Consider the following 23,029-nt stretch of genomic DNA (forward strand, 5'->3'; position numbering starts at 1 on the left):
GCCCCGCAACATGCTGGCTGTATGCAACAAACCACAGTTCCATCGATGCGCTGACGCTGAGTCCAAGCGCGCTCACAACAAACCAAGCACCCAAAACAAAACCCCGCATGCCTAAAACATGCGGGGTTTTGCTGTGTTGCGCTATCCCAGCCACTGGCAGCGGGGCTACCAGCGAGCTCGCCAGCTACCGATCAGGCAGCGACCAGGCGCTTTTCCAGATCGGCCTTGATGTCCAGCAGCGCCTGGGGCAGGCGCTGGGCCAGGTGGTCGAAATGGGCCTGGTGCGATGCCAGCTCTTCGGTCCAGACGGCGGTGTCGATGTTGGTGACGGTCTTGAACTGCTCGGCATTGAAGTCCAGGCCGGTCCAGTTGATCTCGGCATACTGCGGTGCCACACCAAAGGCGGTCTGCGTGCCCTGCACCTGGCCTTCGAGGCGGTCGAGCATCCACTTGAGCACGCGCATGTTCTCACCGTAGCCAGGCCAGACGAACTTGCCAGCGGCATCCTTGCGGAACCAGTTGGTGGTGTAGATCTTGGGCAGCTGCGCGCCAGCGGCTTCGAGCTTGTCGCCCAGGTTCAGCCAGTGGGCGAAGTAGTCGCTCATGTTGTAGCCCATGAAAGGCAGCATTGCGAACGGATCGCGGCGCACCACGCCTTGCGCGCCAAAGGCGGCAGCGGTGGTTTCGGAGCCCATGGTCGCAGCCATGTAGACGCCTTCCTTCCAGTTGCGCGCCTCGGTCACCAGCGGCACGGTGGTCGAGCGGCGGCCACCAAAGATGAAGGCATCGATCTTCACGCCCTTGGGGTCGTCCCAGGCTTCGTCGAGCGCCGGGTTGTTGGTGGCAGCGACGGTAAAGCGGGCATTGGGGTGGGCGGCCTTGGCGCCGGTTTCCTTGGCGATCTGGGGCGTCCAGTCTTTGCCTTGCCAGTCGATCAGGTGCTCGGGCAGCTGGCCGCTGTCCTTTTCCATGCCTTCCCACCACACATCGCCGTCATCGGTCAGCGCAACGTTGGTGAAGATCACGTTCTTGTCCAGGCTGGCCATGCAGTTGGGGTTGGTGTGGTAGTTGGTGCCAGGGGCCACGCCAAAGTAGCCAGCTTCGGGGTTGATCGCGCGCAGCGAGCCGTCGGCCTGGGGCTTGATCCAGGCGATGTCGTCACCGATGGTGGTGACCTTCCAGCCTTCAAAGCCGGTGGGCGGCACCAGCATCGAGAAATTGGTCTTGCCGCAGGCGCTGGGGAAAGCGGCGGCCACGTGGTACTTCTTGCCCTGGGGGTTTTGCACGCCCAGAATCAGCATGTGCTCGGCCAGCCAGCCCTGGTCGCGGCCCATGGTCGAGGCGATGCGCAGCGCAAAGCACTTCTTGCCCAGCAGCGCATTGCCACCGTAGCCCGAACCGTAGGACCAGATTTCGCGCGTCTCGGGGTAGTGCACGATGTACTTGGTCTTGTTGCAAGGCCAGCTGGTCGTGTCCTTCTCGCCGGCTTGCAGCGGCGCGCCGATGGTGTGCACGCAGGGCACAAAATCTCCATCGCTGCCGATCACGTCGTACACGGCGCGGCCCATGCGGGTCATGATCTTCATATTGACCACCACATAGGCGCTGTCGGACAGCTCGATGCCCACGTGGGCAATCGGCGAGCCCAGCGGGCCCATCGAGAACGGCACCACATACATGGTGCGGCCCTTCATACAACCGTCAAACAGCGGCTGTAGAGTCGAGCGCATCTCGGCAGGTTCCATCCAGTTGTTGGTCGGGCCGGCGTCTTCCTTCTTGGCCGAGCAGATGTAGGTGCGGTCTTCCACGCGGGCCACGTCCGACGGGTCGGACCAGGCCAGAAAGCTGCCTGGGCGCTTGGCGGGGTTGAGCTTCTTGAAGGTGCCGGCATCGACCAGTTGCTGGCAGAGGCGGTCGTATTCTTCCTGGCTGCCATCGCACCAGTAGACGGCATCGGGCTTGCACAGTGCGGCCATATCGGCCACCCAGGCGATGAGCTTGGGGTTCTTGACGTAGTCGGGGGCCTGAATGGCGACACCGGCTTGGATGTTTGCGTTCATGGGAAGGCTTTCAAAGTTGTAAACGGTTCATCAAAAACCGCTGCGACAAGCTCCTTGGCCGACAGCAACCCATTTTTGAAAAACCGTCTCCACAGCGTCGGACAAGGCGCAATGCCTGTGCGCAACAATGCCTACGCTGGACTGGCGATTTTAGCAGTCGGCCCCCAAAACGGTGATTTTCAGTCTTCGCATCTATGCATTTGATGCATGACAAAATGCATAACTGTATTGATACCGGTTTCTTGGGCAACAGCCCTGTCGCGCAGGTGGCGCTGGGCCCGGCACCACCCAGGCACCACCCAGGCGTCAACCAGACGTCACCCAGGGGCCTGGCCAGCACAGGGCCGTGCCAGCCTTCGTCAGCGAACGCCAGGCAACAAAAAACCCGCCAGCGGCGGGTTCAGCAACGGGGTTTGGCGCGCCGATCGCGCGCAGCGCTCAGGCCATGTGTACGGCGATAAAGGCCAGCAGGAACATCATCAGCGCGCCCACCAGCGGCAGCACCACGGGCATCAGCGGAACAATGGCTTCCACGGTATCCATCGGGGCGTGTTCGGTGTCGGCGTCGGTGTGCGGGCTGGACATGGGCTCTCTCCAATGCAAAGGCTGAGGACCATTGTAGCGAGCGGGCGCCGGGCCTGCATGCCGGGCGAACCCTGAGCCTGCCACGGTGCCAGGCTCCTGGGTCGGCTCGCCCGCTGTCAGCCCTCCAGCACCGGGTAGAGCGACAGCACCAGCAGCGCCGCCATGCACCAGTTGAAGCGCTGCAGCGCCCGGGGTGTGCGCAGCGCGCGGCCCACGGCGCTGCCAAACAAGGTCCAGACGCTGACGCTGGGGTAGTTCACCAGGCCCAGCACCAGCGCGGCGAGCAGCAGGTTGGCGGCATAGCCATCGCGCGGGGTGTAGGTGGCCACAATGCCGATGGCCATGATCCAGGCCTTGGGGTTGACCCACTGGAAGGCAGCGGCCTGCCAAAAGCCAAAAGGTTGCGCAGCCGCCTGCCCGGCACCCGCCTGGCCGGAGCGGGCAATCTTCCAGGCCAGCCACAGCAGGTAGGCAGCGCCCAGGTACTTGAGCCAGGTGTAGAGGCGCGGCTCGCGCTCAAAGGCCACGCCCAGGCCCAGGCCCACCAGCAGCAGCATGGCCACCACCCCCAGGCTGATGCCCAGCATGTGCGGCACCGTACGGCGGTAGCCAAAGCTCGCGCCCGAGGCCGTCAGCATCACATTGTTGGGGCCTGGCGTGACCGAGCTGACAAAGGCGAACAGGGCCAGGGGCAACACAAAGGCGGAGGTTTCGGGCAGAACGGACATGGCAAGGTGCGGAAAAAAGGAGAAAAGAAAAGCTGCTGCTATGCTAAGTCCTCGATGCAGTACAGTACCGGTACACTTTATCTGGCCAGTTCAAGAATTGGCCTGCTCTTATGACCCAGACACTTTCGCCGGCTGCTGATATCGCCGATGTCGCCTATACCGCTGCCCCCAGCCCCAGCGCCCCTCCGCTGGCCGCAGCTGCCTGGGGCTGGCAGCCAGTGCGCACCGGCAGCGCATCGCTGGTCGAGCAGCTGGTGGCGCATTTCAGCGACCGCATCCGCAACCACGGGCTGCGCGCGGGCATGCGCCTGCCGTCGGTGCGGGCGCTGGCCGAGCAGGCAGGGGTGAGCCGCGACACCGTCGTGCAGGCCTATGACCGGCTGGCCGCGCAGGGCCTGGTGCAGTCGCGCCGGGGTGCGGGCTTTTTTGTCTGCGCCCAGCGTGCGCTGGCCGAGGCGGCCGCAGCCCCTGCCGCCAGCCTGGCCCAGGGCGCGGCCTTTGATACCTCCTACCTGCTGCGCGGCATCTTCCGCGAGGATGCCGATGGCTCCGGCCACACCGGCAGCGCCGGCTGCCTGCCCGCCAGCTGGATGGACGAGGGCCTGATCAGCGGCGCGCTGCGCACCATCCTGAAGCAGGGCCTGCGTGCCGAGCGCAGCCTGCTGGGCTATGGCCTGCCCCAGGGCCTGGCGCCGCTGCGCCGCCAGATCGCATCGACCTTACAGGCGCAGGAAGTACCGGCCCATCCCGAGACCCAGTTGATGACGGTGAGCGGCGTCACCCACGGGCTGGACCTGATCGTGCGCTGCTTTCTGCAGCCCGGCGACACCGTGCTGGTCGAGGACCCGGGCTGGTTCCTGATCTTTGGCCGCCTCAACACCATGGGGGTGAATGTGGTGGGGGTGCCGCGCCTGCCCGGCGGCCCCGATGTGCAGGCGCTGCAGGCACTGGCCGCGCAGCACCAGCCCAAGCTCTTCATTCTCAACACCGCCGTGCACAACCCCACCGGGCTGAGCCTGTCGGCCGGCGTGGCGCACGAGGTGCTGCGCATTGCCGAGCGGCATGATTTTCTGCTGGTCGAGGACGACACCTATTCTGAGTACCTGGGCAATATGCCCTTGCGCCTGGCGGCCATGGACCGGCTGCAGCGCGTGCTGCTGGTGGGGGGTTACTCCAAAACGCTGTCGGGCGGCTTGCGCGTGGGCTATGTGGCCGCGCGCCCCGAGTTCATCCACCAGCTGACCGATCTGAAGCTGCTGGGGGGCCTGACCTCGGCGCTGCCCAGCGAGCAGATCGTGCACCGCATCCTGGCCGATGGCAGCTACCGCAAGCATGTGGACCGGCTGCGCGAGCGGGTGGACAAGGCGCGCCACCGCTGCCTGCGCCAGCTCGAAGCGCTGGGCTGCCACGCGGTGCATGAGCCGGTCGCCGGCACCTTCGCCTGGGTGGACTGCGGCATGGATTCGGAACTGCTGGCGCGCCAGGCCAGCGAGCATGGCCTGCTGCTGGCGCCCGGCGTGCTGTTCTCGCCGCGCCAGGCGCCGTCGAGCTTGCTGCGCATCTCGGTGGCCATGGCCGAGCAGCCGGCTGCCTGGCAGACCCTGGCCCTGCTGCTGGAGCGCCACCGGGGCGCTTGATCGGACACCGGTGGCGGCCACGCGCTTGCGCTGATGGCCTCAGGCCCCTGTACGCCCGCGCCCCTCGGTCAGCAGCACCGCGGCCTGCACGCGCGATGACAGGCCCAGCTTGCGCAGAATGTGCTGCACATGGATCTTCACCGTGGTCTCGGCAATCGCCAGGCTGCGCGCAATCTCCTTGTTGCTGGCACCCGCGGCAATTTCGCGCAGGATCTCCAGCTCGCGCGGCGACAGCTGCTCCAGCGGGTCGGCCGGTTCGGGCATGGCCGGCGGCGCCGCAGCCGGCTCCAGCGGCCGGTTTTGCAGGACGCTCACCAGCTTGTCGGTCATCTCCATGCTCACCGTCGATTGGCCGCGCAGCGCGCGCTCGATCGCGGCCACCAGCACCTCGCTGTCGGCCGTCTTGAGCAGGTAGCCCTGGGCGCCGCGCTGCAAGGCCAGCGCCAGCGTGCCCGCGTCTTCGCTGGCGGTGAGCACCAGCACCCGCGCCGCTGGCGCTGCTGCGCGCAGGTCCGGCAACAGGTCCACGCCGCTCACGCCCGGCATATGGTGGTCCAGCAGCACCACATCGGGCTGCAGCTGCGCGGCCTGGCGCAGCGCCTCGCCCGCATCGCCGGCCTCGGCCACCACCTGCAGCTGCGGCTGGGCGGCCAGCAGCGCGATCACACCGCGCCGAAAAAGCGGGTGGTCATCCACCACCAGCAGGCGTATCGCGGGGGTAGGCGCTTGCGCTGCCGTCATGCGGGGCTCCTGGAGGTGGCAAGGGTTGCGGCCGTGGGCGGCTGAAATGTCGGTAGGGGCTGAAGGGGTTGCAGGGGCTGCAAGCGGGGCAGGCTCAGGCGCACGCAGGTGCCGGCCCCGGGGACGGAATGGATCTCCAGGCTGGCACCAATGCCAGCAGCGCGCTCGCGCATGATGCGCAGGCCCACATGGGTTTCATCCAGCGCCAGGGCGGCCTGCGCCATGCCCTGGCCATCGTCGCGCACCTCTACCGCCCACTGCGGGCCTTGCTCCACCTCCACCCACACCTGGCTGGCCTGCGCATGCTTGCGCACATTGGACAGCGCTTCCTGCACCACATGCAGCACCTGCACCTGCACATCGGGCGGCAGCGCCATGCCTTCGCCGGCAATCTGCAGCTGCGCGGGCAGACCGGTCTGGTGCTCGAACTTGGTCAAGGTGGTGCGCAGCGCAGGCACGATGTCCTCGGCATTGGTACGGGTGCGAAAGTGCAGCAGCAGCTCGCGCACATCGGACAGGCTTTCGCGGATGCCGGTATCGAGCTCGCCCAAGGTTGCCTGTACGCGCGCGCCATCCGGGGGCAGCCGTGCCATGTCGCTGCGCAACAGCCCCGCCTGGATCTTCAAGAACGCCAGGCTCTGCGCGATGGAGTCGTGCAGCTCGCGCGCCAGCAGTCCGCGCTCGTCGGCCACCGCCGCTTCGCGCTGCAAGGCGTCGGCGCGCAAGCCCTCCATGCCACCGGCCAGGTGGCTGGCCAGCGCATCGAGCAGTGCGCGGTCATCGGCGGCCAAGGTGGTGGCCTGGCGAAAGAACAGGTCCACCTCGCCCACCATGCGCTCATGCAGCCGCACCGGCACGCTCAGCACGCTGACAAAGCCCGCCCGCCGGCATTGCCCGGCATCGACCCGGCCGGCCGCTGCCGGCACGCCACGGCGCCAGTCCTGCAGCGCCACCAGCTGGGTCTGCGCCTGGGCCTGGGGCTGGCCGCAAAAGCAGTCACCGGTGGGCAGGCAGTGCTCGGCATCGGCCATCTCCTCGGGCAGCCCTTCGGACGCGAGCAGCACATAGCGGCGGTTGTGCTCATCTGACCAGCGCAGCGCCACCGCATCGGCCTGCGCCGTCTTGCGCATCTGGGCCGCAAAGCCCTGGGCCAGCACCGGCAGCGCATCGGCGCGCGCCACCAGCGCGGCAGCCTCGTACAGCACCGCCAGGCGGGCGCGTTCGGCCTGCAGGTGTTCGGTCTTTTGCTGCACGCGGCGCTCCAGGCTGGCATACAGGTCCTGCAGGCGCACCGCCATGCGGTTGAAGCCCCGCGCCAGCGCACCAAACTCATCGCCGCCATCGGCCTGTACCCGCACCGACAAATCGCCCGCCTCCACCTGGGCCAGGGCCGTCTGCAGCCGCGCCAGCGGCCCAAACACCAGCAGCTGCGCCGCATACAGCAGCGCCAGCGCGGCGGCAATGGCCAGCGCCATCATCACGAACTGGGCGGTGTTGAGCCAGGTCGTCCAGCGCGCCAGTTGCTGCTCGATGCGGCCGACCAGGTGGTCCACCTCGCCGACAAAGCTCTGCGCCTGCTGGGCCGTGACCTCGGCCTGCACCACCTGGCTGCCAGTCACCGGCTGCTGCCAGGCTGCGCGCAGCCGCTGCCAGCGTTGCTGCACAGCTTGCAGGGCGGCACGCGAGGCCGCATCGCGCGGCACCGACAGCGGCCGGGCGGCATCGCCCTTTTCCAGCAAGGCCAGGCTGGTGTCGAGCTGGCCGATCAGCAAGGCCAGGCGCTGCGGGCTCGCCTCCGGCAAGGCCTGCGCCAGCTGCCAGGTCTGCATGCGCATGCGCCCCGCTTCGTTGACGGCCGCAGCGCCCCCTTCGAGCGACCAGGTCAGCCGCAAGGTCAGACCAATCGCGACCAGCGCCATCAGCAGCAGCGCGCAACCAATGGCGCCGATCTTGACGGCCAGCGGCCGCTGGCGTGCTGGCTGCAGTTCCCCTTTCATGGCCCCGCCTCCGGGTAACGCACCCCGCGCCGCTGCGCCATCTCGCGCCCCATCGCGGCTTGCACGGCAGGCTCCAATTGCGCTTGCGCGCTGGGGTAGGCCTGCGTCTCCTCTGCCGCGATATGGCACGTATAGATCTCGGCAAAATCCGCCCAGCGGCGCCGGGCCGCCACCAGCGCCTCGCCCGTCGGTGCATGGCCTGCTTGCACTGCCTGCAGATCCGCCCGTATCGCCGGCCACAGCGCCTCCATCTGCCGGTGCTCGGCCTGCAGCTGGTCGGCCAGCGCGCCCTGCCCCGCCGCCCGCAGTACGGGCAGCACATGCTGCTCTTCATCCTGGTGGTGCAAGGGCGCCGCCAGGTCAAAGTAGCGCTGCACATCAGCCGCCGCATCGCGCGCCTGGCCCTGCGCATCGCCGCCGCCCTGCTCGGCCAGGTAGGCACCCAGGCGGACCAATAGATCCAGGCTGCGCGCCACCCGGCCGTGGCAGGCCTGCAGCATGCCGAAAGGCTCGTCAAAGCCTGCTGTGGGTGGGGTGTTCAGGAGCTGTGTCACAGCCTCCATTTTCGCTGCCCATCGCTGCCTGTGCGTTGCGGTGTACGCCAAGCATGATCCAGGTCAAATTCTGCTGACTGGCGCAGGCGCACAGTGGTGCGGTACTGCTATATCTTTGCCCTGTTAGCTCTTTATGGCCAAACGTTTTCCTATCCATCCTGCGCATCCTGAGCGGACTTGCTGGGGGTGTGACCGTTATTGCGCTGCGTCGTCCATGGCTTGTGGCAATGGATCGGAGCGGTCGGCGCACCCGGTGGAGTTGTTTGGGCCCGATTGGGCAGAGTGGGATCCTTTGGCTTCTCAGCCTGCTGAGGGTGATGGTCTGCCAGGGCAGTCCTGATGTTTCGGGCGGCGTGCGGATCGTATGACGGTCGGCATTCCATCGCTCTTGGCCCTGCAGGCTCCTGCCTTGGCCCTCAGGCCTGAGGCCGGTTTTCGCCCGGCAGGCGACTCACTTTCTTGCTCGTGCAAGAAAGTAAGCAAAGAAGCACGCCCCTGCTATCCGTGTCCCCAGTGCCTGCGGCACTGGGGCAACCTGCGATGCTCGACCCAGGGGCGTGCCGCATAACTCACTACGCGCCAAGGCGCTCCGTTCAAACAGATGCGGCAAGCATGACCACGAAGGCGTGTGTCCTTCGGCACACGCCCGCCCCTGGGTCTGTGCTTCTCGGCACGGCTAGAAGGGGGAAGAGGGATCCAGCAGCCGCAATGCCATCGCTGCGCTCGGCATGGAAGGGGACTACACCCCCTTCTGTATGCGCCTGTGATGGGGCGTTTGCGGGCTGGCATGCGCGCCCCAGCGCGCATGCTTCGTGAACTGACTCGCCGTGGCTGTTTGAACGGAGCGCTTTAGCGCGTAGTGAGTTCCACGGCGCAGCCCGCAAACGTCTCAGCACAGGTTGCCCCGCAGCGCAGCGGAGGGGTCGCAGACAGCAGGGGCGCACTTCTTTTGCTTACTTTTCTTGTGCGAGCAAGAAAAGTGAGTCGGCCGCCGGACGAAATCCGGCCTCTGTCCTTCGACAGAAAAATGGAGATAAAACGGCAGCTGAATCCGTCAGCATCTCTTACTTGGAGGCTCCCGGCCTCTGTCGTTAGAACAAACGAGACTGCCAGACCTACGGCAGAGCAAACAAACAAAAGAGCTACTGCACCAAAGGCGTCTCCGCCCCTTCCAAATCCACTCCCACCACCCGCGCCCGCCCAGCCAACACCCGCAAATACTGCGACAAGCCCGTCGCAAAACTCTGCTGCCGCAACTGCTGCAACACAGCGGCCCGCACCTGCTCATAAGGCGGCACGGTGCCCGCATCGCGCTCCTGCACCTCCACCACATGCAGCCCAAAGCGGCTGTGCACCAGGCGCGGCAACACCCCCACCTCGGCATGGCCGAAAAGCTCGCGGGCGAACTCGGGGGCGCAGTCTTCGATGCGCAGCCAGCCCAGCTGGCCGCCCCGCGCGCCGCTGGGGCAGTTGCTGCTGGTGCTGGCAGCGGCGGCAAAGCGGTCGCCGGCGGCCTGCTCTTGCGGGGTGGCGCTGCGCACATCCAGCAGGCAGGCCTCGGCGCGCTGGCGCAAGGCGTTGATGTCGACACCCGGCGTCACTGCGAAGAGCACATGGCGTGCCCGCACGCGCTCGCCCCGGGCGTAGCGGGCGGCATGCGCCTGGTAGTGGCGGCGGCCGGCGTTGTCGTCGGGCTCGGGCAGTTGCAGCTCGGCGTCCAGCAGCTGCTCGATGGCGCTGCCGGCCGCTTCGCTGATGGCGCCGGCGCGGGGCACGGGGTCGTCAGCAGCGAGCAGACCCTGGGCCTGGGCAGCCTGGCGCAGCAGCTCGGTGCAGGCGCGCTGGCGCAGCTCCAGCGGGTCCAGCAGCTCATCGGCATCGCACAGCGCAATGCCGTTGACCTGGGCAGCAGCCAGCGCATCGCGCGGGGCACCCAGCGGCGCCTCGATGCGGGGCAGGCTGGGGGCGGCGGGGCTGTCCTGGCAGCTGCAGGCTGCGCTGCCGCAGCCACCGGTGGGGGTGTGCAGATCGGCGTTCATGGGCGGCCTCCTGGCTGCTTGTTGGACAGGTTCAGACGGCGCGCACGCACCAGCTGGTAGGGCCGTGCCAGGTAGGCCACGGAGGCGAAGCCGCTCCAGACATGCACCAGGCGGCTGAAGGGGAAGAGCAGGAAGATCGTCATGCCCAGCACCATGTGCACCTTGAACGGCCAGTCCAGCGCCACCAGGCCTGCCGCGTCGGGGCGGAAGGTGACGATGCGCTGGGCCCAGTCGGCCAGCACCAGCATCGCGTGGGCATCGGCCCGGTGCGAGAACGAGGCGGGCAAGGTGGCCAGGCCCAGCACCAGCTGCACCCACAGGATGATGAGGATGGCCAGATCGGTGCGGTGGCTGGTGCGGCGGATGCGCGGATCGGCAATGCGCCGGTGCAGCAGCAGGCTCAGGCCGATAAAGCAGACCAGGCCGGCGGTGCCGCCGGAGATGATGGCCAGCATCTGCTTTTGCGGCGCGGTGATCAGCCACTCATACATGAAGTGCGGCGTGAGCAAGCCCACCGTGTGGCCGAACAGCAGGAACAGGATGCCGATATGGAACAGGTTGCTGCCCCAGCGCAGCTGGCCGGCGCGCAGCATCTGCGAGGAGTCGCTCTTCCAGGTGTACTGGTCGCGGTCAAAGCGCGCGAGGCTCCCCATCAGAAAGACGGCCAGGCAGATGTAGGGATAGACGTTAAACAGGAAGTTGTGCAATGCAATGGGCATGGCGGTCTCCTCGGGGTTCAGCGGGCCGCGCCAGCGGGTGGCTGGCGCCGCGTGATGTGGATGGGTTGGGCACTGCCCGGCGCGGCCTGGCCCTGGCTGTTGCAGCCGCCAAAGGCGGCGGGCTCTTCCCAGCTCGCGTCCAGCGGCTCGTCGGCGGGCAGCGGCGCAGCGGGGGTGTCGGCCACCAGCGGCTGGCCGGCCAGATCGAGCACGGCGGACAGCACGGCGGCGTAGTCGCTGTGCCGGCGGCCCAGTGCCGCAGCGATGGATTGCAGAATGTGCGCAAACTCACCGATGAAGGCGCGCGCCTCCAGGGTCGGCTGGGTGGAGGCGAACTCCAGCAGCACCGTCATGTGGTCGGGCAGCTCGGCGGGGTCGAGCAACAGGCCGGCCTGCTCATAGGTCTGGACCAGGTCGACCATCGCCGGGCCCCGGTCGCGCGAGTCGCCATGCACATGCTCGAATAGGTGCAGCGCGGTGCCACGGCCCCGGTCAAACAGGTCCACATAGATGGCTTCGGCATCCATGCCTTCGGCCAGCAGGCGGTCCATCAATGCGTCCAGCTCGCTGCGGCGCACATGGCCCAAAGCGTTCTCGGCGTTGAGCGCCGTGTGGATGTCGACCAGATGGCCGCGCATATCGGCGTCGGGGTAGCGCAGCAGGTGGGCCAGTGCGCGCAAGGTGAAGCTGATGCTGTCTTTCATGTTGTCTCTCCTCACAGGCTCGCCTGGATCGGGATGGTGCGTTTTTTCTCGCTGCCAAACAGGCTGGTGTCGGTCACGCCTTCGCTGCAACCGTTGCCAAACGAGAAGCCGCAGCCGCCGCGCACATTGAAGGCGTTCTCGGCGTATTCGCGGTGCGTGGTGGGGATCACAAAGCGGTCTTCGTAATTGGCAATGGCCATGGTCCGGTACATCTCCTCGGCCTCGGCCACCGTCAACTCGGCCTGCTGCAGAGCGGCCTCGTTGGGCAGGCCATCGACATGCTTGCCGCGCTGGTAGGCGCGCATGGCCAGCATGCGCTCCAGCGCGCGCACCACCGGCACCGTGTCGCCTGCCGTGAGCAGGTTGGCCAGGTACTTGACGGGGATGCGCAGCTGGTTCACATCGGGCAGCTCGCCATTGGTGCTGACATGGCCGGCCTGGGCGGCGGCGGTGATCGGCGACAGCGGCGGCACATACCAGACCATCGGCAAGGTGCGGTACTCGGGGTGCAGCGGCAGGGCCACCTGCCAGTCCACTGCCATCTTGTAGACGGGGCTGTTGCGAGCAGCGATCAGCCAGGCCTCGGGGATGCCATCGGCCCGCGCCTGGGCGATCACCGCCGGGTCGTGGGGGTCGAGGAAGATATCGAGCTGGGCCTGGTACAGGTCCTTGTCCTGGGTGACGCTGGCCGCTGCTTCGATGCGGTCTGCGTCATACAGCAGCACGCCCAGGTAGCGGATGCGGCCCACGCAGGTTTCGGAGCAGACCGTGGGCTGGCCCGCCTCGATGCGCGGGTAGCAGAAGATGCACTTCTCGGCCTTGCCGCTCTTCCAGTTGTAGTAGATTTTCTTGTAGGGGCAGCCCGAGACGCACATGCGCCAGCCACGGCACTTGTCCTGGTCGATCAGCACAATGCCGTCTTCCTCGCGCTTGTAGATGCTGCCGCTGGGGCAGCTGGCCACGCAGGCAGGGTTGAGACAGTGCTCGCACAGGCGCGGCAGGTACATCATGAAGGTGTTCTCGAACTGGCCGTAGATGTCCTTTTGCACCTCGTCAAAGTTCACATCCTTGCTGCGCTTGCTGAACTCGCCGCCCAGGATCTCTTCCCAGTTCGGACCCCAGACGATCTTGTCCATGCGCTGGCCGGTGATCAGGCTGCGCGGCCGGGCCGTGGGCGCGGCCTTCATCTCCTTGGCGGTCTGCAGGTGCTCGTAGTCGAAGGTAAAGGGCTCGTAGTAGTCGTCGATCTCGGGCAGATTGGGGTTGGCGAAGATCTTCATCAACAGCTGCCATTTGCCGCCCTGGCGCGGCGCGATGGAGCCATCGGCCTTGCGGACCCAGCCGCCATTCCAGCGCTCCTGGTTTTCCCATTCCTTGGGGTAGCCGATGCCGGGTTTGGTCTCGACGTTGTTGAACCAGGCGTACTCGACGCCGGGGCGGTTGGTCCAGACGTTCTTGCAGGTGACGCTGCAGGTATGGCAGCCGATGCATTTGTCCAGGTTCAGGACCATGCCGATTTGTGCGCGAACCTTCATGTTGGGTTCTCCGTGGGGGTTGGTGTGGGGGTCGGTGCGAAAAGCAGGACCAGGGCCGAGGCGGCCTCCTGGGCATGCACGGCGTGGGGCTCGCCCGCGGCGATGTGGCAGCAGTCACCAGGCGCCATGGCCAGCTGGCGGCCCATGGTCTCGAAGACGAAGCGCCCTTCGATGCACTGGATCACCATGCGCTCGGGCACCTGGTGGCGCTGCAGCGACTGGCCGGCCTGCAGCACCAGGCGGAAGATCTGCAGATCGGGATCGCGCACCAAGGTGTACGAGCGCGCCGCGCCCAGCGCGGCCGCCAGGGGCCGCGCCGAGAAGATGGCGCCAGCAGGGGTGTGGATCAGTGCCATGGCGGGGAGTCCTTCTGCGCGGCGCTCAGGGGTTCTCGCCCTGGGCCTGGTAGGCGGCGGCCAGGTGGTCATCGCGCGGCGTGTCCAGCCAGTCCACCTTGGCCATCTTGCGCACCACGACGAACTCGTCGCGGTTGGTGCCGATGGTGCCGTAGTAGTTGAAGCCGTAGCTGTACTGCGCGTAGCCGCCGATCATGTGCGTGGGTTTGAGCACAATCCGGGTGACCGAGTTGTGGATACCGCCGCGCACCCCGGTGATCTCGCTGCCGGGCGTGTTGATGATCTTCTCCTGCGCGTGGTACATCATCACCATGCCGGGCTTGACCCGCTGGCTGACGACCGCCCGCACGGCAACGGCGCCGTTGAGGTTGAACATCTCCATCCAGTCGTTGTCCTCGATGCCGGCGCGCTGGGCGTCCTCCTCGCTGATCCAGGCCACCGGCCCGCCCCGGTTGAGCGTGAGCATCAACAGGTTGTCGGTATAGGTGCTGTGGATGCCCCATTTCTGGTGCGGCGTGATGAAGTTCAGCTGGATCTCGGGGTGGCCATTGGGCTGGATGCCCTGCATGCCGGCCGTGGCCTTCATGTCCACCGGTGGCCGGTAGCTGGAGAAGCCCTCGCCAAAGGCCACCATCCAGGGGTGGTCCTGGTAGAACTGCTGGCGGCCGGTGAGGGTGCGCCATGGGATCAGCTCATGCACATTGGTGTAGCCGGCGTTGTAGCTGACGGTCTCGCTCTCGATGCCGCTCCAGGTGGGCGAGCTGATGATCTTGCGCGGCTGCGCCTGGATGTCGCGGTAGCGGATCTTCTCGTCCTCGCGGTAGATCGCCAAGTGCTTGTGCGCGCGGCCGGTCACCTTCTCCAGCGCCTCCCAGGCCTTCACCGCCACATGGCCATTGGTCTCTGGCGCCAGCTGCAAGATGGTCTCGCAGGCGTCGATGTCGCTCACGATGCGCGGGCGCCCCTCGGTCACGCCCGGCTCGGTGGTCAGGCCATTCAACTGGCCCAGCTGCTCAACCTCGGTGCCGGTCTGCCAGCCAATACCCTTGCCGCCGTTGCCCAGCTGGTCCATCAGCGGGCCCAGTGCGGTAAAGCGCTTGTAGGTGTTGGGGTAGTCGCGCTCCACCACGGTGACCTGCGGCGCGGTCTTGCCGGGGATCAGCGCGCATTCGCCCTTTTTCCACTCGGCCACGCCATAGGGCTGGGCCAGCTCGGCGGGGGTGTCGTGCATCAGCGGGGTCAGCACCGTGTCACGCTCCACGCCCAGGTGGCCCACGCAGACCTCGCTGAAGGACTGGGCAAAGCCCTTGTAGATCTCCCAGTCGCTGCGCGATTCCCAGACCGGATCGACCGCGGCTGACAGCGGGTGGATGAAGGGGTGCATGTCGCTGGTGTTGAGGTCGTTCTTCTCGTACCAGCTGGCCGTGGGCAGCACGATGTCCGAGTACAGACAGGTGGTGCTCATGCGGAAGTCCAGGGTGACCAGCAGGTCGAGCTTGCCCTGGGGTGCATCGGCATGCCAGGTCACCTCTTCGGGCTTGGCGTCATCGGGGCCCAGGTCCTTGCCCTGCACGCCGTTGTCGGTGCCCAGCAGGTGCTTGCAGAAGTACTCATGGCCCTTGCCGCTGGAGCCCAGCAGGTTGCTGCGCCAGACAAACAGGTTGCGCGGCCAGTTCTCGGGCGCATCGGGGTCTTCGCAGCTCATCGCCAGGCTGCCGCTTTGCAGGCCCTGGGCCACATAGTCGCGCGGCGCCAGGTTGGCGGCATCGGCGGCGGCCGCTATCGACAAGGGGTTGGTCTTGAGCTGCGGCGCGCTGGGCAGCCAGCCCATGCGCTCGGCGCGCACGTTGTAGTCGATCATGCTGCCGCCGTACTGGCTGCGGTCGGCCAGGGGGCTGACGATCTCTTCGAGGCCCAGCTTCTCGTAGCGCCACTGGTCGGTATGGGCGTAGAAGAAGCTGGTCGAGTTCTGCTGGCGCGGTGGGCGTGCCCAATCGAGCGCAAAGGCCAGCGCCGTCCAGCCGGTCTGCGGGCGCAGCTTTTCCTGGCCCACGTAGTGCGACCAGCCGCCGCCGCTTTGGCCCACGCAGCCGCAGAGCATCAGCAGGTTGATGACGCCCCGGTAGTTCATGTCGCAGTGGTACCAGTGGTTCATCGCTGCGCCGATGATGACCATGGACTTGCCCTGGGTCTTGTCGGCATTGGCGGCAAACTCGCGCGCCACCAGGGTGATCTGCTCGCGCGGCACGCCGGTGATGCTCTCGGCCCAGGCGGGCGTGTAGGCGGCATCGTCGTCATAGCTGGCAGCGCCGCTGCCCAGGCCCCGGTTGATGCCGTATTGCGCGGCCTGCAGGTCGAACACGGTGGCCACCAGGGCCTCGCGGTAGTCGCCCTCGCTGCCCAGGCGCAGGCGCACAGCCGGCACCTTGGCACGGCTCACATCGCCTTGCTGTTCGTTGGCGGTGAAGTGCGGCGTGGCAATGCCACCAAAGTAAGGAAAGCCGACATCGACAATCTCATGGGCCTGGCTGCCATCTTCCAGCACCGAGAGCTTGAGGCGGACCTCGTCGCCATGGCGCGCTTCCTTGGACTCCAGGTTCCACTTGCCCGCGTCATCGCGGCCCTCGGCGCCCCAGCGAAAGCCGATGGAGCCATGGGGCAGCACGGCGCGGCCCTGGCTGTCAAAGGCCATGGTCTTCCACTCGGGGTTGTTGTCCTGGCCGAGCTTGCCGTTGAAATCGCTGGCGCGCAGGTAGCGGCCAGGCACCTGCACCACACTGCCATCGGCCAGGGTCTTGCTCTCGAGCAGCACCAGCATCGGGAGGTCGGTGTAGCGGCGCGCGTAGCCGTCAAAGTATTCGCTGCGCTTGTCGAAGTAGAACTCCTTGAACGCCACATGGCCCATGGCCATCGCCAGCGCCGCATCGGTGCCCTGCTTGGGGTGCAGCCAGACATCGGAGAGCTTGGCCACCTCGCTGTAGTCGGGGGTCACGGCCACGGTCTTGGCGCCCTTGTAGCGCACCTCGGTGAAGAAGTGGGCATCGGGCGTGCGCGTCTGCGGCACGTTCGAGCCCCAGACGATGATGTAGCTGCTGTTGTACCAGTCGGCCGATTCGGGCACGTCGGTCTGCTCGCCCCAGACCTGGGGGCTGGCCGGTGGCAGGTCGCAGTACCAGTCGTAAAAGCTCATGCAGACGCCACCGATCAGGCTCAGGTAGCGGCTGCCGGCCGCGTAGCTGACCATGCTCATCGCCGGGATGGGCGAGAAGCCGATGATGCGGTCCGGCCCGTGCTGCTTGATGGTGTAGACGTTCGCAGCGGCCACCAGCTGGTTGACCTCGTCCCAGGTCGAGCGCACAAAGCCGCCCATGCCGCGCACCTGCTGGTAGTCGCGGCGTGCGGCATCGTCCTGCGCAATCAGGGCCCAGGCATCGACCGGCGTTTTGGCCACCTGGAGCGCAGCGCGCCAGCGCTCGAGCAAGCGGCCCCGCACCATCGGGTACTTGACCCGGTTGGCGCTGTACAGGTACCAGCTGTAGCTGGCGCCCCGGGCGCAGCCACGCGGCTCATGGTTGGGCATGTCCCAGCGCGTGCGCGGGTAGTCGGTCTGCTGGGTTTCCCAGGTGACGATGCCGCCTTTGACATAGATCTTCCAGGAGCAGGAGCCCGTGCAGTTGACGCCATGGGTGCTGCGCACGATCTTGTCATGCGCCCAGCGGGCGCGGTAGGCGTCCTCCCAGGTGCGGTCTTCGCCGGTGGTGCGGCCGTGGCCGCCGGCAAAGCTCTCCTTGGGCAGGCGAAAGTGGGTGAGTCGGTCGAGGAAATGGCTCATAACGGTTCTCTTTCTCGTGGGGTCCAGGCTCTGGAGCCTTTAGCAGGGCATCGCGGCGTTGCGGCGGGCATAGCACCACCAGGTCACCACGGCGCACAGCAGATAGAAGGCAGAAAACACCCACAGCGCGGCCTCGGGCCCGCCGGTGGATGCGATCGAGCTGCCATAGCTCTTGGGAATGAAAAAGCCGCCATACGCACCCAGTGCGCCGGCAAAGCCGACGGCGGCGGCGCCCAGCACATTGCCTTCCTTGAGGGCGGCGGCCTGCGAGGCCGCATCCTTGCCCGCGCCTTGCGTGGCCAGCTGGTTGAAGATCACGGGGATCATGCGGAAGGTGGAGCCATTGCCGATGCCGGTGGTGACAAACAGCACCAGAAACATCAGAAAAAAGCCGGTGAAGCTGCCCGCCTGCGGCCCCCAGGCCAGCGCGTAGCTGCCCGTGCCCTTGGGCAGAAACCACAGCACGCCCAGCACGGCCAGCGCCATCACCAGAAAGTTCCAGAACGTGACCACGCCGCCACCGACCTTGTCGGCCAGCCAGCCACCAAAGGGCCGCACCAGCGCGCCCACCAGCGGGCCCAGCCAGGCGTAGGCCAGCGGATTGGCGGCGGGGAACAGGCCCTTGATCAGCAGCGGAAAGCCGGCGGCAAAGCCGATGAAGGAGCCAAAGGTGCCCAGGTAGAGCAGGCACATGATCCAGTTGTGGGGCTGCACAAAGATGGCGGCCTGCGCGGCCACCGAGGCCTTGGCATCGGCCACATCGTTCATCCCGAACCAGGCCGCGACCGAGGTCAGCGCAATCCAGGGCACCCAGATGAAGGCGGCGTTCTGCATCCAGACCTGGACCTGCACCCCGCCCTGGCTGATGGTCTGCGGCTCACCGCCAAAGATGCCCAGCAGGCCGACGGTGACGACGATGGGGCTCAGGAACTGCACCACCGACACGCCCAGGTTGCCCAGGCCGGCATTCACGCCCAGCGCCGAGCCCTTGCGGTCCTTGGGGAAGAAGTAGCTGATGTTGGCCATGCTGGAGCTGAAATTGCCCCCGCCCAGGCCGCACAGCAGCGCCAGGATCAGCATCGTCGGGTAGGGCGTGGCCGGGTCCTGCACGGCCATGCCGATGCCGATCGCCGGGATCAGCAGGCTGGCAGTCGAGATCGCCGTCCAGCGCCGGCCGCCCACCAAAGGCACCATGAAGGAGTAGAAGATGCGCAAGGTGGCGCCCGACAGCGCAGGCGCGGCCGCCAGCCAGAACAGCTGGTTGGTGGAGTACTGAAAGCCCAGGCCCGGCAGGCTGACGGCGACCACGCTCCAGACCTGCCAGACGGCAAAGGCCAGGAACAGCGCCGGCACAGAGATCCACAGGTTGAGCTTGGCGATGGCCTCGCCCTCCTTTTCCCAGAAGGCCTTGTCCTCCGGGGTCCAGATCGTCAAGGTGCTGCCGCGGCGCGGCGCAGAGGGGGTGTTGCTTGTCATGGAGAGTCTTTCCAGCAGAAATCGATGGCGGCTGTCACGCCTTGCGGCCTGCAGCGGGGCCCATCACATCGGTGCGGCGCACCTCGGTCCAGTACATCCAGATCAGCGAGACCCAGACCACGCCATAGAGCAGCATGAAAGCGCTGGAGCGCAGGCCCGTCAGATCGAGCAGCAGGCCAAACAGGATAGGCAGCACAAAGCCGCCCAGGCCGCCGGCCAGGCCCACGATGCCGCTGATGGCACCGATGTTGTCGGGGTAGTCGTTGCCGATGTACTTGAAGACGCTGGCCTTGCCGAACGCAAAGGCCACGCCCAGCACACCCATCAGCGCGGTGAAGCTGTAGACGTTCAGGCCCAGGTGGAAGGTCTGGGGGCCGTTGACCGTGGCAACGGTGAAATCGGTCTGCGGGTAGCTCAGCAGGAACAGGCAGATCCAGCTCACCCACATCACCCACCAGGTGACCTTGTGGGCGCCGTATTTGTCGGACAGCACACCGCCAATGGCGCGCAGCACGCCGCCGGGCAGCGAAAAGCAGGCCGCGAGCAAGGCGGCGACGCGGATGTCCAGGCCGTACTCGCCCACGTAGTACTGCACCATCCACAGCGCCAGCGCCACATAGCCACCAAAGACGATGCTGTAGTACTGGCAGTACTTGAGCACGCGCGGGTCCTTCAAGGCCTGCAGCTGGTCGACAAAGCGAACGTTGTTGGCCACCAGGTGGCGCGGGTCATGCGCGCTGAACAGCCAGAACAGCACCACGGTGCCGGCCAGAATGGCCGCGTAGACCTGGGGCACCAGCGCCCAGCCGCCCGCCACCAACAGCGCCGGGGCCAGAAACTTGTTGACGGCCGAGCCGGAGTTGCCCGCGCCATAGACGCCCATGGCCATGCCCTGGCGGCTCTTGGGAAACCAGCGCGCCACATAGGGCGTGCCCACCGAGAACGAGCCACCGGCCAGACCGACAAACAGGCCGATGACGAGGAACTGCCAGTACTGCGTGGCGTAGGCCATGAGCCAGACGGCCGGCACGGTGACGGCCATCAGCACGGTCATCACGGTGCGGCCGCCAAAGCGGTCCGTCCAGATGCCCAGCGGCACCCGCACCAGCGAGCCCGAGAGCACCGGCATGGCGGTGAGCAGGCCAAACTCGGTCGCGTTCAGGCCCAGTTGCTGCTTGAGCGGGATGCCGATGACGCCGAACATCATCCACACCATGAAGCAGACGGTGAAGGCCAGCGTGCTGACGGCGAGCACGCTCCAGGCCTGGCGCGAGACAGCGGGAGGGGCAGTGGCGGAATCCATGGTGGCGGCAGATGTTGTTGGTCTGCCCCTACTGTGCTGCGCCAGCGCGCAGCGCACCATCCACCGGTTAGCGCATCAGGCCGCGCCGCAAGAACGATGGCCTGCGCCCTGCCATCGTTCTGAAGAACTATGGCGCCGCTTTTCTCCGCAGCGCCTGATGTGCATCAAACCGGCCCTGCGGCCTGACCGGCATGATGCCCGGTTGCTCAGGCCAGATCGACCTGCATGCCCACGGCGCGCAGCTTGTCCACCACCTCGTCGATATGCGCCTTGCTGCGGGTCTGCAGCACGATGTCGATCTCGGTGTTTTGCGCGGCCAGCTTGGTGAAGGCGCGCTGGTGGTGCACCTCTTCGATGTTGGCCCCCGCCTCGGCCACGATGGCCGTGATGCGCGCGAGCATGCCGGGCACATCGCGTGAGCTGATGCGCAGGCGCGCGAGCCGCCCCGAGCGCACCATGCCGCGCTGGATGATGGAGGCCAGCAGCAGCGGGTCGATATTGCCGCCCGACAGCACCAGGCCCACCTTCTGGCCGGCAAAACGCTCGGGGTAGCGCAGCAGCGCCGCCAGCCCCACCGAGCCCGCGCCCTCGACCAGGGTCTTTTCAATCTCCAGCAGCATCAGCACCGCCTGCTCGATATCGCTCTCCTCGACCAGTACCAGGTCGTCCACCGTGCGGGCGACGATCTCGCGCGTGATCAGGCCGGCCGTGGCCACGGCAATGCCTTCGGCCATCGTCGAGACGCCCACGGGCAGGTCCTGGTGCTGCACCGCATTGACCATGCTGGGAAAGCGCGAGGTCTGTACGCCCACCACCTGGATGCCGGGCTTGACCGCCTTGGCGGCCGTGGCCATGCCGGCGATCAGTCCCCCGCCGCCGACGGCGACCAGCAGGGTGTCCAGGTCGGGCTGGTCTTCGAGCATCTCCAGCGCCAAGGTGCCCTGGCCGGCGGCAATGTCGGCATCGTCAAAGGGATGCACAAACACCAGCTTCTGGTCCTCGGCCATCGCATAGGCATGGGCGCGGGCCTCTTCCAGCGTGTCGCCATGCAGCACCACCTCGGCACCAAAGCTGCGCGTGCGCTCGACCTTGACGCCCGGCGTGAAGCGCGGCATCACGATCACCGCCCGCACCCCCAGCTGCTGCGCATGGTAGGCCACGCCCTGGGCATGGTTGCCCGCGCTCATTGCAATCACGCCCCGTGCGCGCTGCTCGGCGTTGAGCTGCATCAGCTTGTTGCAGGCACCGCGCTCCTTGAAGGCCGCCGTGAACTGCAGGTTCTCGAACTTGAGGTAGACCTTGGCACCCACGATCTGGGACAGGGTGTGGGAGTAGAGGCAGGGCGTGCGCTCGACCTTGCCTTGGATGCGCTGGGCGGCGTCGCGGATGTCTTGAATGCTGAGCATGGGGTGACTCGCTGGAGGGTGGGCCGCCCGGCCTGGGGGCGGCGGTGGTGATGGGTTCCGTATCCGGGGTGCCGGGCTTCAGTCGGCGCTTGCCGGCTGGTAGACATGGTCAAAAAACGCCTGCTCCAGCGCCACCGCGCGGCTGAAATAATCGGCCGCCTCGGCACGCGCGTCGGGCTCGATGCTCTCGCCCATGCGGTCGAGCTCAGCGCGCAGCCAGCCAACAAAATCGCGGAAGAAGGCATTGGCGTGCAGGCTGATCCATTCGGCATGTTCAAAGCGCGGCGGCAGGGTCTGGCCGGGCTGGTCAAAGCCATCCAGGTACAGGCCTTCGGCCACGCAGAGCACGGCCAGGCAGTTGGCGTATTTCTGGCTGCGCGCGGCCTGACCCATCAGCGCCTGGAACTGCACAGTCGGCAGCGTAAGCGGCGGCGTCTCGCGCTCCTGCTGGGACACGTCCAGCGCGTCAAAGCTGCGCTGGAAATAGGTGTTCTCATCGCTGGTGATCATGGCCGCAAACTGCGCCAGGCGCACGCGCGGCGCAAAGCTATCGGCGCTGGCGATGGCCGCGCCCAAGAGCGCCACAAACTGGTTGATGAACTGGTAGTCCTGCACCAGGTAGCGGCGCAGCACCGCATCGTCCAGGCTGCCGGCCCGCATCTCGCCAATGAAGCGGTGCTGGATGCAGGCATCCCAAACGGGCTGGTTCAGCGCTTGAAGCGCATCGGAAAAACGGTCAGTCATGGTGGGTGGCAGAGGCTGCAACGGCGAAGAGGGCCATTGTGCCGCAACAGCCTTGTGCCTGCGCACCATCCTTGTGATGCGCTATGATTTTTGCACATCCCCACCCTCTCCCTCTGTTACCGAAAGACGAGCATGACCTCTGCCATCGACCGCCGCCACGTCGGCGCCCGCCTGTCCGAAATCGCCATCCACAACGGCACCGTCTACCTGGCCGGCCAGATCCCCGAGAACAACCCCGGCGCCGATATCGTCACCCAGACCCAGGAAGTGCTGGGCCATATCGACCGCCTGCTGGGCGAGGCCGGATCGAGCAAGGCCAGCATCCTGCAGTGCCAGATCTACCTGACCGACATCAGCGAGATCGGCCAGATGAACAGCGTCTGGGACGCCTGGGTGGCCCCCGGCCACACGCCGCCCCGCGCCACCGTGCAGGCCACGCTGGGCAACCCGGCCTACAAGATCGAAGTGGTGGTGGTCGCCGCCGTCGACAAGGCCTGATCGGCACGCGCTGGCCCTGCCGAAAAACCTGTTCATAGGCTGCGTTGAACGCAGCATTCCTTGCATACAAAGCCTGTCTTGCAACTTGCATGGCAGGCTTTTTGCTTGTGTCTCC

Annotated in this window: 19 protein-coding genes; 3 read left to right on the top strand and 16 right to left on the bottom strand. The window is 66.6% G+C overall.

Annotated elements, in window-relative coordinates; translation table 11 throughout:
* Positions 1-191: 191 nt before the first annotated feature.
* From WH265_RS20600 to WH265_RS20610, 3 genes are all read right to left on the bottom strand, one after another.
* Positions 192-2,060, bottom strand: a complete 1,869-nt coding sequence (locus WH265_RS20600) for a phosphoenolpyruvate carboxykinase (GTP) (protein WP_339559504.1) — start codon at positions 2,058-2,060, stop codon at positions 192-194.
* A gap of 438 nt (positions 2,061-2,498) precedes the next feature.
* The gene (locus tag WH265_RS20605; RefSeq protein ID WP_021029027.1) at positions 2,499-2,645 is read right to left on the bottom strand and encodes a hypothetical protein; all 147 of its coding nucleotides are present in this window, start codon (positions 2,643-2,645) and stop codon (positions 2,499-2,501) included.
* 116 nt (positions 2,646-2,761) lie between these two features.
* A complete protein-coding gene (locus WH265_RS20610) occupies positions 2,762-3,373 on the bottom strand; it encodes a LysE family translocator (RefSeq protein ID WP_339516743.1) in 612 nt (203 codons plus the stop codon).
* 110 nt (positions 3,374-3,483) lie between these two features.
* Here WH265_RS20610 and WH265_RS20615 point away from each other — a divergent pair, with 110 nt between their 5' ends.
* Positions 3,484-5,010, top strand: a complete 1,527-nt coding sequence (locus WH265_RS20615) for an aminotransferase-like domain-containing protein (protein WP_339559505.1) — start codon at positions 3,484-3,486, stop codon at positions 5,008-5,010.
* A gap of 39 nt (positions 5,011-5,049) precedes the next feature.
* Here WH265_RS20615 and WH265_RS20620 read toward each other — a convergent pair whose 3' ends face one another.
* From WH265_RS20620 to WH265_RS20630, 3 genes are read right to left on the bottom strand one after another with little or no spacing between them, the layout of a single operon-like run.
* Positions 5,050-5,751 carry a response regulator gene (locus WH265_RS20620; RefSeq protein ID WP_339559506.1) on the bottom strand — a complete coding sequence of 234 codons (702 nt, stop codon included), beginning with the start codon at positions 5,749-5,751 and terminating at the stop codon, positions 5,050-5,052.
* Positions 5,748-7,748: a type IV pili methyl-accepting chemotaxis transducer N-terminal domain-containing protein gene (locus WH265_RS20625; RefSeq protein ID WP_339559507.1), complete on the bottom strand. Its 2,001-nt coding sequence runs from the start codon at positions 7,746-7,748 to the stop codon at positions 5,748-5,750. The genes WH265_RS20620 and WH265_RS20625 overlap by 4 nt, the downstream gene beginning before the upstream one ends.
* Positions 7,745-8,302 carry a hemerythrin domain-containing protein gene (locus WH265_RS20630; protein WP_339559508.1) on the bottom strand — a complete coding sequence of 186 codons (558 nt, stop codon included), beginning with the start codon at positions 8,300-8,302 and terminating at the stop codon, positions 7,745-7,747. The genes WH265_RS20625 and WH265_RS20630 overlap by 4 nt, the downstream gene beginning before the upstream one ends.
* Before the next feature lie 133 nt (positions 8,303-8,435).
* Here WH265_RS20630 and WH265_RS20635 point away from each other — a divergent pair, with 133 nt between their 5' ends.
* A complete protein-coding gene (locus WH265_RS20635) occupies positions 8,436-8,642 on the top strand; it encodes a DUF3079 domain-containing protein (RefSeq protein ID WP_230773705.1) in 207 nt (68 codons plus the stop codon).
* Between the two features lie 802 nt (positions 8,643-9,444).
* Here WH265_RS20635 and WH265_RS20640 read toward each other — a convergent pair.
* The 10 genes from WH265_RS20640 to WH265_RS20685 all read right to left on the bottom strand — a co-directional run bounded on the left by WH265_RS20640 (position 9,445) and on the right by WH265_RS20685 (position 22,416).
* On the bottom strand, positions 9,445-10,341 hold the full coding sequence (locus WH265_RS20640) for a peptidylprolyl isomerase (RefSeq protein WP_339559509.1): 897 nt from the start codon (positions 10,339-10,341) through the stop codon (positions 9,445-9,447).
* Positions 10,338-11,060, bottom strand: coding sequence for a respiratory nitrate reductase subunit gamma (gene narI / locus WH265_RS20645; protein ID WP_116927489.1), 723 nt, complete (start codon positions 11,058-11,060; stop codon positions 10,338-10,340). The genes WH265_RS20640 and narI overlap by 4 nt, the downstream gene beginning before the upstream one ends.
* 17 nt (positions 11,061-11,077) lie before the next feature.
* Positions 11,078-11,764, bottom strand: a complete 687-nt coding sequence (gene narJ, locus WH265_RS20650; RefSeq protein ID WP_339559510.1) for a nitrate reductase molybdenum cofactor assembly chaperone — start codon at positions 11,762-11,764, stop codon at positions 11,078-11,080.
* An 11-nt stretch (positions 11,765-11,775) separates the two neighbouring features.
* Positions 11,776-13,299, bottom strand: a complete 1,524-nt coding sequence (gene narH / locus WH265_RS20655; protein ID WP_339559511.1) for a nitrate reductase subunit beta — start codon at positions 13,297-13,299, stop codon at positions 11,776-11,778.
* On the bottom strand, positions 13,296-13,655 hold the full coding sequence (locus tag WH265_RS20660; protein ID WP_339559512.1) for a cupin domain-containing protein: 360 nt from the start codon (positions 13,653-13,655) through the stop codon (positions 13,296-13,298). The genes narH and WH265_RS20660 overlap by 4 nt, the downstream gene beginning before the upstream one ends.
* A gap of 25 nt (positions 13,656-13,680) precedes the next feature.
* A complete protein-coding gene (locus WH265_RS20665; RefSeq protein WP_339559513.1) occupies positions 13,681-17,487 on the bottom strand; it encodes a nitrate reductase subunit alpha in 3,807 nt (1,268 codons plus the stop codon).
* A gap of 39 nt (positions 17,488-17,526) precedes the next feature.
* Positions 17,527-18,963: an MFS transporter gene (locus WH265_RS20670; protein WP_339559514.1), complete on the bottom strand. Its 1,437-nt coding sequence runs from the start codon at positions 18,961-18,963 to the stop codon at positions 17,527-17,529.
* Between the two features lie 34 nt (positions 18,964-18,997).
* A complete protein-coding gene (locus WH265_RS20675; protein ID WP_312988906.1) occupies positions 18,998-20,266 on the bottom strand; it encodes an MFS transporter in 1,269 nt (422 codons plus the stop codon).
* A gap of 206 nt (positions 20,267-20,472) precedes the next feature.
* Entirely contained in the window at positions 20,473-21,672 is a 1,200-nt protein-coding gene (locus tag WH265_RS20680) for a threonine ammonia-lyase (RefSeq protein WP_116927483.1), read from the bottom strand.
* Positions 21,673-21,750: 78 nt separating this feature from the next.
* The gene (locus WH265_RS20685) at positions 21,751-22,416 is read right to left on the bottom strand and encodes a TenA family protein (protein WP_339559515.1); all 666 of its coding nucleotides are present in this window, start codon (positions 22,414-22,416) and stop codon (positions 21,751-21,753) included.
* 132 nt (positions 22,417-22,548) lie between these two features.
* Here WH265_RS20685 and WH265_RS20690 point away from each other — a divergent pair, with 132 nt between their 5' ends.
* Positions 22,549-22,914, top strand: coding sequence for a RidA family protein (locus tag WH265_RS20690; protein WP_021025308.1), 366 nt, complete (start codon positions 22,549-22,551; stop codon positions 22,912-22,914).
* Positions 22,915-23,029: the final 115 nt, after the last annotated feature.

The sequence above is a fragment of the Comamonas sp. MYb396 genome (assembly GCF_037479555.1).
Classification (GTDB): Bacteria; Pseudomonadota; Gammaproteobacteria; order Burkholderiales; family Burkholderiaceae_C; genus Comamonas.

Excerpts from the sequence above, each read along its gene's own strand:
- WH265_RS20670 (WP_339559514.1), bottom strand. The coding sequence starts at position 18,963 with ATGACAAGCAACACCCCCTCTGCGCCGCGCCGCGGCAGCACCTTGACG.
- narJ (WP_339559510.1), bottom strand. The coding sequence starts at position 11,764 with ATGAAAGACAGCATCAGCTTCACCTTGCGCGCACTGGCCCACCTGCTG.
- narH (WP_339559511.1), bottom strand. The coding sequence starts at position 13,299 with ATGAAGGTTCGCGCACAAATCGGCATGGTCCTGAACCTGGACAAATGC.
- WH265_RS20680 (WP_116927483.1), bottom strand. The coding sequence starts at position 21,672 with ATGCTCAGCATTCAAGACATCCGCGACGCCGCCCAGCGCATCCAAGGC.
- WH265_RS20625 (WP_339559507.1), bottom strand. The coding sequence starts at position 7,748 with ATGAAAGGGGAACTGCAGCCAGCACGCCAGCGGCCGCTGGCCGTCAAG.
- WH265_RS20675 (WP_312988906.1), bottom strand. The coding sequence starts at position 20,266 with ATGGATTCCGCCACTGCCCCTCCCGCTGTCTCGCGCCAGGCCTGGAGC.
- narI (WP_116927489.1), bottom strand. The coding sequence starts at position 11,060 with ATGCCCATTGCATTGCACAACTTCCTGTTTAACGTCTATCCCTACATC.
- WH265_RS20620 (WP_339559506.1), bottom strand. The coding sequence starts at position 5,751 with ATGACGGCAGCGCAAGCGCCTACCCCCGCGATACGCCTGCTGGTGGTG.
- WH265_RS20665 (WP_339559513.1), bottom strand. The coding sequence starts at position 17,487 with ATGAGCCATTTCCTCGACCGACTCACCCACTTTCGCCTGCCCAAGGAG.
- WH265_RS20690 (WP_021025308.1), top strand. The coding sequence starts at position 22,549 with ATGACCTCTGCCATCGACCGCCGCCACGTCGGCGCCCGCCTGTCCGAA.
- WH265_RS20660 (WP_339559512.1), bottom strand. The coding sequence starts at position 13,655 with ATGGCACTGATCCACACCCCTGCTGGCGCCATCTTCTCGGCGCGGCCC.
- WH265_RS20635 (WP_230773705.1), top strand. The coding sequence starts at position 8,436 with ATGGCCAAACGTTTTCCTATCCATCCTGCGCATCCTGAGCGGACTTGC.
- WH265_RS20605 (WP_021029027.1), bottom strand. The coding sequence starts at position 2,645 with ATGTCCAGCCCGCACACCGACGCCGACACCGAACACGCCCCGATGGAT.
- WH265_RS20600 (WP_339559504.1), bottom strand. The coding sequence starts at position 2,060 with ATGAACGCAAACATCCAAGCCGGTGTCGCCATTCAGGCCCCCGACTAC.
- WH265_RS20685 (WP_339559515.1), bottom strand. The coding sequence starts at position 22,416 with ATGACTGACCGTTTTTCCGATGCGCTTCAAGCGCTGAACCAGCCCGTT.
- WH265_RS20615 (WP_339559505.1), top strand. The coding sequence starts at position 3,484 with ATGACCCAGACACTTTCGCCGGCTGCTGATATCGCCGATGTCGCCTAT.
- WH265_RS20640 (WP_339559509.1), bottom strand. The coding sequence starts at position 10,341 with ATGAACGCCGATCTGCACACCCCCACCGGTGGCTGCGGCAGCGCAGCC.
- WH265_RS20610 (WP_339516743.1), bottom strand. The coding sequence starts at position 3,373 with ATGTCCGTTCTGCCCGAAACCTCCGCCTTTGTGTTGCCCCTGGCCCTG.